This is a genomic window from Lysinibacillus sp. FW301-JW8, from assembly GCF_058788755.1.
On the sequence record NZ_JBYTBB010000072.1, the window covers coordinates 13,973 to 27,184 of the forward strand.

The 13,212-nt window shown below is 35.3% G+C and carries 15 protein-coding genes; 6 read left to right on the top strand and 9 right to left on the bottom strand.

Annotation, left to right across the window (positions count from 1 at the left end):
* Position 1: 1 nt before the first annotated feature.
* Genes AC3WOM_RS22380 through AC3WOM_RS22395 form a run of 4 tightly spaced genes read left to right on the top strand, consistent with a single transcriptional unit; the run spans position 2 to position 2,531 of the window.
* The gene (locus AC3WOM_RS22380) at positions 2–292 is read left to right on the top strand and encodes a thiamine-binding protein (protein ID WP_427544621.1); all 291 of its coding nucleotides are present in this window, start codon (positions 2–4) and stop codon (positions 290–292) included.
* On the top strand, positions 292–1,062 hold the full coding sequence (locus AC3WOM_RS22385) for an ABC transporter permease (RefSeq protein ID WP_492448405.1): 771 nt from the start codon (positions 292–294) through the stop codon (positions 1,060–1,062). Before AC3WOM_RS22380 ends, AC3WOM_RS22385 begins: the two co-directional genes overlap by 1 nt.
* Positions 1,040–1,789 carry an ABC transporter ATP-binding protein gene (locus AC3WOM_RS22390; protein WP_492448401.1) on the top strand — a complete coding sequence of 250 codons (750 nt, stop codon included), beginning with the start codon at positions 1,040–1,042 and terminating at the stop codon, positions 1,787–1,789. The genes AC3WOM_RS22385 and AC3WOM_RS22390 overlap by 23 nt, the downstream gene beginning before the upstream one ends.
* A complete protein-coding gene (locus AC3WOM_RS22395; RefSeq protein ID WP_427544624.1) occupies positions 1,779–2,531 on the top strand; it encodes a TatD family hydrolase in 753 nt (250 codons plus the stop codon). Before AC3WOM_RS22390 ends, AC3WOM_RS22395 begins: the two co-directional genes overlap by 11 nt.
* A 22-nt stretch (positions 2,532–2,553) precedes the next feature.
* Here the strand turns inward: AC3WOM_RS22395 and brfA are convergent, their stop codons facing one another.
* The 5 genes from brfA to AC3WOM_RS22420 form a co-directional block, all read right to left on the bottom strand.
* Positions 2,554–2,730, bottom strand: a complete 177-nt coding sequence (gene brfA / locus AC3WOM_RS22400; RefSeq protein WP_427544626.1) for a ribosome rescue factor BrfA — start codon at positions 2,728–2,730, stop codon at positions 2,554–2,556.
* Between the two features lie 97 nt (positions 2,731–2,827).
* Positions 2,828–4,372: a solute symporter family protein gene (locus AC3WOM_RS22405; protein WP_427544653.1), complete on the bottom strand. Its 1,545-nt coding sequence runs from the start codon at positions 4,370–4,372 to the stop codon at positions 2,828–2,830.
* Positions 4,373–4,383: 11 nt separating this feature from the next.
* Positions 4,384–4,722 (bottom strand): DUF485 domain-containing protein, encoded by a 339-nt coding sequence (locus AC3WOM_RS22410; RefSeq protein WP_427544628.1) that lies wholly within the window; start codon positions 4,720–4,722, stop codon positions 4,384–4,386.
* 481 nt (positions 4,723–5,203) lie between these two features.
* On the bottom strand, positions 5,204–6,757 hold the full coding sequence (locus AC3WOM_RS22415; RefSeq protein WP_427544630.1) for a solute symporter family protein: 1,554 nt from the start codon (positions 6,755–6,757) through the stop codon (positions 5,204–5,206).
* Positions 6,758–7,093, bottom strand: a complete 336-nt coding sequence (locus AC3WOM_RS22420; protein WP_427544632.1) for a DUF485 domain-containing protein — start codon at positions 7,091–7,093, stop codon at positions 6,758–6,760.
* A 589-nt stretch (positions 7,094–7,682) separates the two neighbouring features.
* On the opposite strand from AC3WOM_RS22420, the gene AC3WOM_RS22425 reads away from it, so the two are divergent.
* Positions 7,683–8,270 carry an SCO family protein gene (locus AC3WOM_RS22425; protein ID WP_427544634.1) on the top strand — a complete coding sequence of 196 codons (588 nt, stop codon included), beginning with the start codon at positions 7,683–7,685 and terminating at the stop codon, positions 8,268–8,270.
* A gap of 206 nt (positions 8,271–8,476) precedes the next feature.
* Here AC3WOM_RS22425 and AC3WOM_RS22430 read toward each other — a convergent pair whose 3' ends face one another.
* The 4 genes from AC3WOM_RS22430 to AC3WOM_RS22445 form a co-directional block, all read right to left on the bottom strand.
* Positions 8,477–8,758: a hypothetical protein gene (locus tag AC3WOM_RS22430; RefSeq protein WP_492448402.1), complete on the bottom strand. Its 282-nt coding sequence runs from the start codon at positions 8,756–8,758 to the stop codon at positions 8,477–8,479.
* Between the two features lie 10 nt (positions 8,759–8,768).
* Positions 8,769–9,161, bottom strand: a complete 393-nt coding sequence (locus AC3WOM_RS22435; RefSeq protein ID WP_427544638.1) for an SHOCT-like domain-containing protein — start codon at positions 9,159–9,161, stop codon at positions 8,769–8,771.
* Between the two features lie 13 nt (positions 9,162–9,174).
* On the bottom strand, positions 9,175–9,540 hold the full coding sequence (locus tag AC3WOM_RS22440; protein WP_427544640.1) for a DUF2089 domain-containing protein: 366 nt from the start codon (positions 9,538–9,540) through the stop codon (positions 9,175–9,177).
* Positions 9,541–9,815: 275 nt separating this feature from the next.
* Complete coding sequence (locus AC3WOM_RS22445; protein ID WP_492448403.1) at positions 9,816–10,322, bottom strand: TetR/AcrR family transcriptional regulator; 507 nt, start codon at positions 10,320–10,322, stop codon at positions 9,816–9,818.
* A 114-nt stretch (positions 10,323–10,436) separates the two neighbouring features.
* Here AC3WOM_RS22445 and AC3WOM_RS22450 point away from each other — a divergent pair, with 114 nt between their 5' ends.
* Positions 10,437–13,139, top strand: a complete 2,703-nt coding sequence (locus tag AC3WOM_RS22450) for an MMPL family transporter (protein WP_492448404.1) — start codon at positions 10,437–10,439, stop codon at positions 13,137–13,139.
* Positions 13,140–13,212: the final 73 nt, after the last annotated feature.

Below are 13,212 nucleotides of genomic sequence, written 5' to 3' on the forward strand. Positions count from 1 at the left end.
TATGGCAAACTCATTAATCAGTGTACAAATTATCCCGAAAACAGAAAAATATGAAGATGTTATTCCATTTGTTGATGCAGCCATTGCTATTATTGATGCATCAGGTGTGAAATATGAGGTGCACCCTTTAGAAACGACAATGGAGGGTGAGCTGACAACGTTACTACAAATTATTGAACGAATGAATATCAAGATGATAGAGCTTGGTGCCATCAATGTTATTACGCAAGTGAAAATTTTATATCAGCCAACTGGGATTACAATGGGCACATTAACGGAGAAATACCAGTGATGAAGTGGGCAATACAAAAGGGAAGGACGATAATTTTTATCGCCTTCCTCTTATTCATATGGGAGCTAATCGTGCGTTTAGCAGATATACCGCATTGGTTATTGCCGGCACCAAGTGCTATTTTGACAGAAGGTATACAATCGTATGAAACATTTATGCCTCATGCCTTCGCAACAGTGAAATTAGCTTTACTAGGACTTACTATTGGCATAGGTTGTGGACTAGCAGTTGCTGTGCTCCTGCATCGTTTTTCATTTATTCGAGAGCTATTTTATCCCATTCTCATTATGTCACAAAACGTTCCTATACTCGTCCTAGCACCGTTATTAATTATTTGGTTTGGCTTTGGTTTATTACCTAAACTTATCATTATTTGTCTTGTATGCTTTTTCCCAATTGTTATTGCAGCAATGGATGGCTTTCGTCAAACCTCACCGGAGTTGAAGCATTATTTTGAGATGATTGGGGCAACAAAGGCACAAACTTTTTGGAAGCTAGAATGGCCATTTGCATACCCATCTATTTTTTCGGGTATTAAAATTGCTGCCACATACAGCGTTATGGGGGCTGTTATTGCTGAGTGGTTAGGTGCCAAAAAGGGAATTGGGGTCTATATGACATTGGCCCAATCATCATTTCGTACAGATCGTGTGTTTGTGGCAATTTTGGCTATTGTCTGTTTAAGTTTAGTATTATTTAGCGCTATTCTACTGCTAGAAAAACTTACTGTGAAGGGGAGAGGATTCCATGCTAAGCGTTCAAAATATTGATAAATCCTTTGATTCTCTTCAGGTCATTCGAGATTTATCTTTTGAGGTAAAGGACGGTGAATTTGTGGCAATCATTGGTCCATCTGGTAGTGGGAAAAGCACGCTCTTTCAATTAATTGGCGGTGTTTCTTCTATTGATAAGGGAGCTATTTTATTAAACGGTGTAGATATACAGCAGAAAAGAGGAACGATTGGCTATATGCCTCAGCAGCCATGCTTATTACCATGGAGAACCATTTTAGAAAATGTCACAATTGTAGAGGAGCTTCAGCAAAGACCAAATGTAGAACTTGCTAAGGAGTGGTTAGCAAAAGTGGGTCTTGCTTCATTTATTAATGCCTATCCAAGAGAGCTATCTGGCGGTATGCAGCAGCGAGTGTCCTTTATTCGTGCAATTGTTAGTGACAAGCCTATTTTATGCTTAGATGAGCCATTTTCTGCGCTAGATGAATTTACAAGACTAGAAATGCAGGCTTGGCTATTATCCATTTGGGAAAAATATCGAAAATCCATTTTATTTGTTACCCATAGTATTGAGGAAGCGCTATTTTTGGCGGATCGTATTATTGTGCTATCGAAACGACCAGCAACAATTAAACAAGAAATAATTGTTCCTTTTGCACGACCACGACAAGAGGAGATTCGTCATTCGGAGACATTTGCAGCATTAAAGCAACAATTATTTACGTTTTTAAAAGAAGAGAAGGGTGATGTTCATGTTGATTGATGCCCATATTCATTTAGATCAGTATCTGGAAAACGAGATACCTTCTTTATTAGAGAAAGCTGAACATGTTATTGCGGTCAGTATGAATCTTGCATCATGTGAAAAAACGTGGATGCTGTCGAAAACTTATAAAAATGTAAAGGTTGCGTTTGGTTTTCATCCTGAGCAAGCCCTGCCTAGTAAAAACGAAATGGATGCTTTATTTGATTGGATACGTCAACATACACATGAAATGGTAGCAATAGGGGAAGTAGGTCTGCCGTATTATTTAAAGCAAGAAAAATCTATTGATTATCGTCCATATACAGCATTGTTGGAACAGTTTGTTTTGTTAGCGAAGGAATTAGATAAACCAATTATTTTACATGCAGTTTATGAGGATGCAGCACTTGTTTGTGACTTGCTTGAAAAACATCAAGTAACAAAAGCCCATTTCCATTGGTTCAAGGGAGATGAGAAAGTGATCGAACGCATGATCCAGAATGGCTATTTTATTTCTGTTACGCCTGATTGTACGTATGAAGAGGAGATTCAACAGCTTATTATGAGATATCCAATTGAGCTAATCATGGTGGAAACGGATGGGCCTTGGCCATTTGAAGGTCCTTTTGACAATAAACGTACATCTCCCTGGATGATGAACCATTCTGTAGAGGTCATTGCATCAATAAAGGCGTTATCAACACACGAAGCGGCAAAAATAATTACACAAAATACAAAATCATTTTACAATCTATACTAAATAAAAAAGCAGTATATAGTGTTTATTCATCTATACGCTGCTTTTTGTATTTTGTAAAGTTGCGTTCTATTGTTTCCTGCTTTGTCTTTGTGACACGTTCATGTGTGCTAAAAGGGGAGGATTGACGATCGATTTCAACGTTTTTTCCTTTTGTACGCTTTAGATGCATACGTTTCTTTTTGGCTCTTGATTGTGACATAGTATTACCTCCATTGTTTATTATCAATATAATACTGAATAAAGCAGAAAAAGTAAAACCTCGTAAGTAATTTACTTACGAGGCAATTGTCATATTATTAGTGAGATACGTCTTGTACAGAAATACCTGTGTTTGCTTTAACATCCACTTCGCGGTATTTCTTATCATCGCTTTCTTTAGAAAGTAATGTTCCAATGAAACCACCAAGGAAACCAAGTGGTACCGAAATTAATGCTGGATTTGTTAACATAATTAATGGGTCACCCACGAAAATTGCTTTTCCTTCAACTGGATTCCAGATGTTTGGTGATACCGCAACAAGTGCTAATGCAGAGATTAAACCTGTTAGCATTGCCGTTACAGCACCAGCTGTATTAAAGCGTTTCCAATAGATTGTATAAATGATTACTGGTAGGTTAGCAGAACCTGCAATACAGAATGCAAGTGATACTAAGAACGCTACGTTTAATGTTTGTGCACCAAGTGCTAAAAGGATAGAAACAATAGAAATTGTAATAGAACCGATACGAGCTGCAAGTACTTGCTCTTTTTCTGTAATTTGACCTTTTTTAACGATTTGACCATAAATATCGTGAGAAAGGGCAGACGCACCAGAAAGTACAAGACCTGCTACTACCGCTAAAATTGTTGCAAATGCTACCGCACAAACGAATGAGAATAGAATGTCGCCACCAAGTGCTTCCGCAAGAAGTGGGGCAGCCATGTTACCAGCTGCGTTTGCTGCAATAATTTCTTCTTTACCAACGAATTTTGCTGCACCGAAGCCTAGGAAAATCGTAAGTACATAGAAAATACCTACAATCCATGTAGCCCAAATAACTGAAGAACGAGCTGTTTTCGCATCTTTTACTGTAAAGAAGCGCATTAGGATGTGTGGAAGACCAGCAGTACCTAACACAAGAGCGATTAACATGGAGATCGTATCAATACCATTTGTATATTTAAGACCAGGGTTTAAATAAGCTGCACCGCTTTCAGTAGCAGTCCCCATTTCTTTGAACATTGTAGCAATACTGAAGCCGAACTCTTTTAATACCAAGAATGAAATAATGATAGTACCTATCATTAAAAGACATGCTTTAATAATTTGTACCCAAGATGTAGCAGTCATACCACCGAATAATACGTAAGTTGTCATCATTACACCTACGATTAATACGGCAATCCAATAGTCAATCCCTAAAAGTAATTGAATAAGTGCTCCTGCACCAACTAGTTGTGCAATCATGTAGAATAAAACAATTGTAATAGTGCTTAAAGCTGCCGTTCCACGAACTTTTGAGCTATTGAAACGCGCTGTAATCATATCAGCCAATGTAAATTTCCCAAGGTTACGTAAAGGCTCTGCAACAATGTATAATACCACTAAGTAAGCTACTAAATAACCAATAGAGAAGAAGAATCCATCAAATCCAAATAATGCAACTGCACCGGCAATCCCTAAGAAAGAGGCTGCTGATAAGTAGTCACCAGCAATAGCTAGTCCATTTTGCCAGCCTGTTAATCCACCGCCAGCAGTATAGAAGTCACTTGCTGAAGAGGTACGCTTAGATGCCCACCATGTAATAACTAATGTTAAACCTACAATGGCAACGAAAAAGAATATGGCTGTAAAACTCATTCCTCCATCATTCATCGGCGGCCACCTCCGTTCTCATATTCAGCGATAATCGCCTGTGCTTCTTTATCGTAGCTATTTGCTTTTGCTACATATAAATGACATAAACTCCATGTCATAATGAATAATCCTGCTGCATAAACCCACACCCAAGTGATTTCCCCAAATGCCTTTTGGTGTAGAATTGTCGTGTACGAAGTAAGAACGGGTAGCAACATATATGCTGCTAAAAAGACTACAGTCATAGTCCAAAGAAATGAATTCTTTCTACGTACAAGTGATTTAAACGATTGTTGATTTGCAATTGCATCATAGTCAATCACGACGCTTTTGTTTGCTTGATTGTTCGCCATTAACATTCCCCATTTTGTGTTTATTTTTACTGCTTCAAGACTTGATTTTGCTAGTTAAGTGAATTCACATCTTCATTTTATGAGACAGTTCACAAAATTGCAATACATTTCAGAAAAATTATGTAAAAAAAATTTTTAGAAAAATAGTCTTGGGAGAGAAAATATATGACAAAGCCTAGAAATATAGGGGTTTTGGAAAATTCAGATAAATATACGAAACGGGGACAAATCTAGATTTTGAGGCATAAAATAAGGTTAAAATTTGAAAATAAATTTATTTTTTCCATAAAAAATAAACACTATTTACCTAGTGAAAATTGGTTTTTTTCTGTTTTTTGGAAATGAAATAGTATTGTTCAATAAGTAAATTGGTAAAATTTTTATAATAAAAAAGTAAAAAACTCGACCAAAAACTCGAGTTTTTTACTTAAATTGTTAGTGTTGTAGAACAGAAAATTTGAGATTGTAAAGTGCTAAAGATTTAATGTGAAATATCAGAAACCGAGACACCTGTATTTGCTTTAACACGAATTTCTTTGTAAATACGATCTGCTTCTGCCTGTGATACTTTGCTAGAGGATAGAACAGATCCTAAGTAACCTGCGATGAAGCCAAGTGGAATTGTAATGATTGCTGGTACTGCTAAAGGCACAATAGGGTTACCAACGAAGATTGCTGCTCCCTCAACAGGGCTCCATACATTTGGTCCCATCGCCCCTAATATTAAACATGATACTAAACCAGTTACCATTGCTGAAACGGCACCTGTTGAATTGAATTTTTTCCAATAAATTGTGTAAAGAATAACAGGTAGATTTGCTGAAGCACCAATACAAAATGCAAAAGAAACTAAAAACGATACATTTAGGTTTTGCGCAAATAAAGCAAGGATAATCGACACAATGGCAATAGAAATAGAGCCAGTACGAGCTGCAAGAACTTGTTGCTTTTCAGTTAATTTACCACCTTTAATAATTTCACCATAAATATCATGAGAAATTGCAGAAGCACCTGTTAAAACTAAACCTGAAACAACAGCTAAAATAGTGGCAAATGCTACTGCACCGATAAATGCCATCAGCACATCACCGCCCAAGTATTGAGCAAGCAGTGGGGCAGCTGTGTTACCTGCTTTACTTTCAGCAAGAATTGAATCTAAACCTACAAAATTTAATGCACCAAAGCCTAAGAAAATAGTCAATGAGAAGAAAATAGCTGTAATCCAAGTAGTCCATGAAATAGAAGATCGGGCAGTTTTAGCATCTTTAACAGTAAAGAAGCGCATTAAAATATGTGGTAAACCAGATGTACCTAAAACAAGTGCCATCATCATAGAAACAGAATCAACTGTACTTGTATATTTAATTCCTGGTACAAGGAATTTCTCGCCATGATCAACAGCGATTGTATCGAACATCTTCATAAGAGAGAAATCAAATTTAGCTAATACCAGTGTAGCTAATAAACCTGTCCCAAATAATAGAAGACTTGCTTTAATGATTTGAACCCAAGATGTAGCAGTCATGCCGCCAAACAATACATAAGTTGTCATCATCACACCTACGATTAACACAGCAATCCAATATTCAATTCCAAATAATAGTTTAATAAGAGCACCTGCACCTACTAATTGAGCGATCATATAAAGAATAACGATAATAATTGTTCCTGAAGCAGCAACCCCACGGATACGTTTTTCATTGAAACGTGCAGTTAGCATATCAGCTAATGTATAACGACCTAAATTACGCATTGGCTCTGCAATTACATATAAAAGAACTAAGTTAGCTACTACATAGCCAACAGAGAAGAAAAAGCCATCAAAACCTGTTAAAGCGATTGCACCAGATACACCTAGGAATGCGGCTGCAGATAAATAGTCACCAGCAATCGCAAAGCCATTTTGCCAGCCTTTAAGACCTCCTCCAGCTGTATAAAAATCCGCTGCAGAAGACGTGCGTTTTGCTGCGATATAGGTAACAACAAGTGTCAAGCCAACGATTGCTAAAAAGAAACCAACAGATACCAAATTCATTTATTTTCCACCTTTCGCATGATATTCTGCTAGCACCGCTGCTGCAGCTTTATCGAATGAAGACGCTTTTTTTACATATACTGTACAAAGTACGATTGTCATAATGAATAATCCAGCTGAATAAACCCAGACACCTGTAATATTTCCGATGAATTTTTGTTGTAGTACAGGCTGGAAAGCAAGGATTGGCAGCAAGATATAAAGAGTTAGAAATACTGCTGTAATCGAGAAAAGGAAGGTATTTTTCTTTTTCACGAAGTTGTTGAACGATTCCATAGCTTCAATTGCACTATAATCAACTGATTCTACATTTTTGTTACCAGAAATGTTTGCCATTATTATTCCCCCTAAAGTGTTATATTTCTGTTTTAAACGACATATTTCTTTCCTGATCGTCGTTATACTCACTTATTTTATGAGGTATATTCCTATAATGCAATACTAAATTTTGAGTTTTTATAATTTTTAGTCTCTTCATGTTTATGGAAATAACATAGAAATAATAAGGATTTAATAGAAGTATTTCGTATGAAAGAGAATCGAATTACCTATTAGAATAATATTATTGAAATAGTTTAGTGATAATAATTTTGAATGTAGGAGAATATTTAAACACGAAAGAGAATTTTAATGAATTTATTATTGTACTATCAAATAATGGAAGATTTAAAAAAGCATAAAAAATTTGTTATATAACAATTATCTGATGTCTTGGGAAATAACCAAAATAGTAAAAAACAGCTTTAAAAAAAATTTAAAAAAGCGAGAATTATCTGGGATATAAAGGATATTCGCGTGGAAAAATCATACAAAATACAAAGATTGGACATATAAAATAGTAAGGTTAAGACCATAATCTTGTATTTAATGATTAGAATTTATACAATAAAAAATAGTGGTAAATTGAAGGGAAGTGGGCAAATTAATGAAAAAGAAAAGTACAATGCTTGTATTGATACTAGCATTAAGTAGCATTTTAGCTGCTTGCGGTAGCTATAAATTTGAACCAGAAATGAATATAGAGGTACAGGATTTTTCGGTTACAAATCAACACAATGAAGAGGTTAGTCTAGAGAATCTTAAAGGCAAGCCATGGCTGGCGATGTTCATTTTTACAAACTGTAATACTATATGTCCACCAATGACGTTTAATATGACAGAGGTCCAAAAAGCTTTAAAGGATAAAAATGTTGAAGATTATCAAATCGTTGCTTTTAGTGTTGATCCTGAAGTGGATAAGCCAGACGTTTTAACGAATTATTTAAAAACGTATTCAGTGCCAGATGAAAGCAAATGGCAGCTATTAACTGGCTATGATCAAAAGTTTATTGAACAGTTTGCAATGAAATCGTTTAAATCACACGTAAAAAATGATCCGAATTCTGACCAAGTTATACATATGGGAAGATATTACTTAGTCAATGCAGATGGTACAGTTGTTAAAGATTATGATGGTACAACCGATGTACCAGTTGATACTATTGTGGCAGACATTAAGGCTTTAACAAAATAAATGATTAATAATAACTTAGAGGTTTGGTGCTTTTTATAACAAACTATTTTATTAATCGATTTAAGCGAATCTATTAATAAACCACAAAACCCCGTTCTAAATTTAGAACGGGGTTTAAAATATTATTGGATCTTTTATATAATAATTATCTCGGTATTGCAAGCGAGAAATTAAGCTTTTTCTTCAAAATGTCAGTAGAAGGTATTCTATAGTCTAACCTTAACCTCAGTACCGTCCTTAGCTTTGACATCTACAAGCACGATCCCTTTATAATTTTTCAATTCCTTGACAACAGGCATTAGCATTTTTTTGTCTATTTGAGGCAAGGTAAGGTCTAGTTTTTCTCTTTCGAAGTAATCTTTTGTCCATCTGTTTACACGATGCTGAAAAAATTTTGAAGACAAAATAGAAAGAACAATGTTTAAAATAGCATATGGAACTGGAATGGTAAACCGAACGTCTTTTGCTTTTACTTTTACATATATCATACGCAAATCACTACTCAATGAAGACTGAAACGGTATCCCCGTTTGCTGATTTAATATCAACAATTTGTCCATCTAGTTCGTTTTCAATTGCCTCAATAATAAGGTTTATATCTATATCTTTCACATATTTTTCCGACTGTGGAATACTCGCTGCGATGCTATGTCCAGCCATTAATACTACCTTAACAAGCTTAATAGGCAAATTGACTGTGACGTTATCATTTTCGGCTGAGACAACACGAACTTTTAATGTTTTATCTAAATAGGCAGTTGTTGTTTTTTCAAAAGACTTATTACCTGTTCTTTCTTTCTCTTGTAATGCTTGAATCAGTTCGGATCCTTTATCTGCATCAATTTTCCCTTCTTGAATCATTGTTAACACTCTTGTAATTTCCTCTTTCATGATAAACTCCTCCTTATTCTTCTTTTAAAAGCTTAATGGCTTCTTCGGGTGTAATTTCGCCATTTTCCAGCATGGTTACAACTTTTTTCTCATCTACTTCATTTTTCTTCTTTTGCACATATCCAAGGGAAGTAATGATGTCTGTGAGCTTTCCTCGAACAGTTGGATACGAAATCCCCAGTTCCTTTTCAACATCTTTAATATTCCCTCTGCATGTTAAAAATACTTCCACAAAATGAAGCTGATCCTTTGATAAGGTTGCCAGCTTAGATAATTCAAACTCATTTTCAATCGTAGTATGACAATGGGAGCACTGTAACTTTGTAATTTTCAAAGTTTGACTGCAGACAGGGCAATTGGTGATTACTTTATAAGCCATAATGAAATTCCTTTCTTTTAATTTATTCGATTATATAACATTAAATAGAAAAGATAAATAATTAAATTTGATTTTTTGAATTAAAAAAATCAATAATATTAATTTGTGAATTAATATTATTGATTATCTTTTTTTATTCATGTTGAAATTATAGTCATGTCTCTTAACGAAAATACGAAAATAGGTACGATTACTTTGATTTTGGGAGGCTGATTCAGCAGCCATTAGCATAGATGTATTAATTAGTGATTTAGAACTTGGAGGAATCAACGTTTCTATTTAAACGTGTAGGATTGAAATCCCTGTATCATAATTCCGGTAACAGATGTTGTTAAATCTTCTAAAGAGCATTCGACTTTCCCTGCGAACCAGTCCTGGAATAAAGAAGCTAGTCCTCCTATAAAAAAGTGAACACGAATGACTAACTCTTCACACCCTTCATTTGACTGCAATGTTTCTTTGTAGCCAAGTATTTTCTCTATTAGAATGTCTTTTAACTTCATTACAAAGGTAGGTGCACCTTGTGTATTGATGACCATACGATAAAATTCTAAATCCTGATCAAAAAAACGAGCTACTTTTAGTAAGAAGGGCATTGGATCTTGAATAAGATCAACACCTTTAAAATCATTAAGAAACTCAAGCATATTTCCCATTATTTCATTTTCTATTTCTTCAATAACAGCATAGATATCTGAGTAATGGGCATAGAAGGTGCCTCTACTAATTTCAGCCCTTTCCACAATGTTTTTAACAGTTATCTTCTCTAACTCCTTTTCCAACACTAATTCTACAAAAGCGTGCCTAATCATTTTTCTTGAACGAATGGCACTTTTATATTCTGCTTTTCCACTCAAACAACGAATTGGAGATTAGCTTCATTCGTTCTATGGATAGTGATTACAATCATCATTGTTATGACGATGCCGAATTTAGATGCATTAGTACGGGAAAAGGGGCAAATTACTATTCCTGGAAGTGCCCAAAGTAATATAGCAGAGGATATGCTTGGTCAAATGAATGAAGATAGTGATGAAAGGTATCAAATAATTGCAGTCTTCAATAGTGGTAATGATAACGCATTAACAAATGAACAAAAAGAAGAAGTAGGAAAAATAATTAAGGAATTAAAAAATAAACGATCGAAGATTAGTATTAAGGAAATTGTGACTCATTTAGATAATGAACAAACGCAAAAACAGCTTATTTCTAAAGATGGAACCACTATCCTAGCGCAGCTTTCCATACAAAAAAATAATAGAGAAATATCTGAAGTAGTGAAGGAACTTCATAAAATTGTAGATAGTGAGAATATGGACATCTATCTAACAGGAAATAGTCTAGTAATGGAAGATTTTGTCCAATCAACACAAGAGGGGATTAAGAAAACGGAAGTGATTGCGATTATCTTTATTATCGTTGTACTAATTCTTATTTTCCGATCACCAATCGTCCCATTCGTTTCTCTTTTAACAGTAGGAGTGGCGTACTTAGTGTCACTAGGAATCATTGCACACTTAGTAGATCAATTTAATTATCCATTTTCTAATTTTACACAAGTATTTTTAGTTGTTATTTTATTTGGAGTCGGGACAGATTATAATATTTTACTATTCACTCGATTTAAGGAAGAACTGGTGAAGCAAGATGATATGTGGACAGCAATTCGTGTAACCTATAAAACTGCTGGTAAAACCGTTCTGTACAGTGCACTCGCGGTATTTATTGGATTTATGGCACTGGTTTTTGCTGAATTCGGATTATACCGAGCAAGCTCATCTGTGGCAATTGGAGTAGCCGTACTTGTCCTGGTTTTAATGACCTTAAATCCATTTTTTATGGCTTTATTAGGGAAGAAGATGTTCTGGCCAGTGAAAATAATAAATGGACATAATGAAAGTAAAATTTGGGGCGCATTTGCTAAGATGTCTGTTTTAAGACCAGTGGTTGTTTTAGTCTTTACTGCGATGTTGTGTGTTCCCTTTATCATCCATTATAGTCATTCTTCAAGCTACAATGATTTGTTGGAAGTGGGGGATAGCTATGCTTCTAAAGAAGGAATCAACGTGATTGAGGATCATTTTCCTGCTGGTTTTTCTTCGCCAGCATCCTTAGTTATACAGTCAAATGAAGGATTGGATAATGCAAAATCATTGCAAGTATTGGATGAATTAGCTGAACAGATATCTCGAGTAGATGGTGTATCAGAAGTATTGACAGCCACTCGTCCAACCGGAGAAAAAATCATTGACTTATATATTACAGAGCAAACAAAAGAATTAAATAGCGGACTAAACGAAGCGAATGAAGGAGTTGGAAAAATAAATAGTGGATTATCCTCCGCTGAAAAACAATTCAAGCAAACTGATACAAGTGATGTACAAAATGTTCAGTCATTAATTAATGGAACAAATGAAGTGAAAAAGGGTGTTGTTAAGCTAGGAAAGGCTGTTAGTCAATTATCGAACGGTGTAGGTGCAGGGGTGAATGGCGCCCAACAACTAGAAAATGGTTTGGCATCTGTAAATGAGAATATGGATGTGTTATCGAGATCCATGTCAAAATTATTGAATGGTTATATAGAAATTGAAAAAGATTTATCTTCATTTAGCACCTATTTTTCAAGCATTGCTCAAGCCCTCGATCGTGCAAAAAAAGGGTATGAGCAAACGGAGGATTCAATGTATGCACTAGTGCAATCAAAACCAGAGTTAGCTAATGATGTCAATGTGCAAACCACACTTGGTATTGCTACAAATGGAAAGAAGCAGTTAGAAGAGTTGTTGGAGGAGCTACAGGTGCTATCACCTCAATATGATGGGATACTTAAATCATTTAAAGAAGCAAATGTCTCACTTATCAGAGTTAACAAGGATTTTTCACAATTACAAGCTGGTGTGAATCAGCTGTACGAAGGTTCAGCCAGCTTAAGGCAAGGATTACAAACAGCTGAAAACGGTTCGAACCAAGTTGCCAGTCAAACACCGGTCCTTCAATCAGGTTTAACGACGATTAACGAGGGGCAAGAGCAATTACTCACTGGACTAACAGATTTAGCTCATAAAATGGAAGCCTTACAATCGGGGTTATCAGAAAGTACGAAAGGCTTAAAAGAAGTAAGTACAGGTTTAACAGATGCTCAAGATTATTTAACAGGGCTTAGTGAATCAAAGGCCTCTGAAAAATTCTATATTCCACAAGATGTTTTAGAAAGTGATGAATTCCAAAAATCATTGGATATGTATATGTCTACTAATCGAAAAATAGTTCAAATGGGCATTATATTAGAAGTTAACCCATATTCAAAGGAAGCAATGACCATTGTAGAACGAGTTGAACAAGAGGTACAAGCTATCATTAAAAGTGGTGAGCTAAATGGTGCAAAGGTAGCAATCGGCGGAAAAACATCTCAGAACGTGGATCTTGAGGAGCTTGCTAGTGGTGACTTCACTCGAACAGCAACGATTATGCTGTTTGGAATTGGAATTATTCTAATGATTATTACTCGTTCATTATTGAAACCGTGTTTTATTATAGCATCTCTAGTATTAACTTACTTTACAGCACTTGGAATGAGTGAATTATTAAGTACTAAGTAAGCCCGTATTCAAATAACGCATATAATCACGTAGCACCTCTCGGTACTATAAAGGTATCAATTAAAGGAGGTGC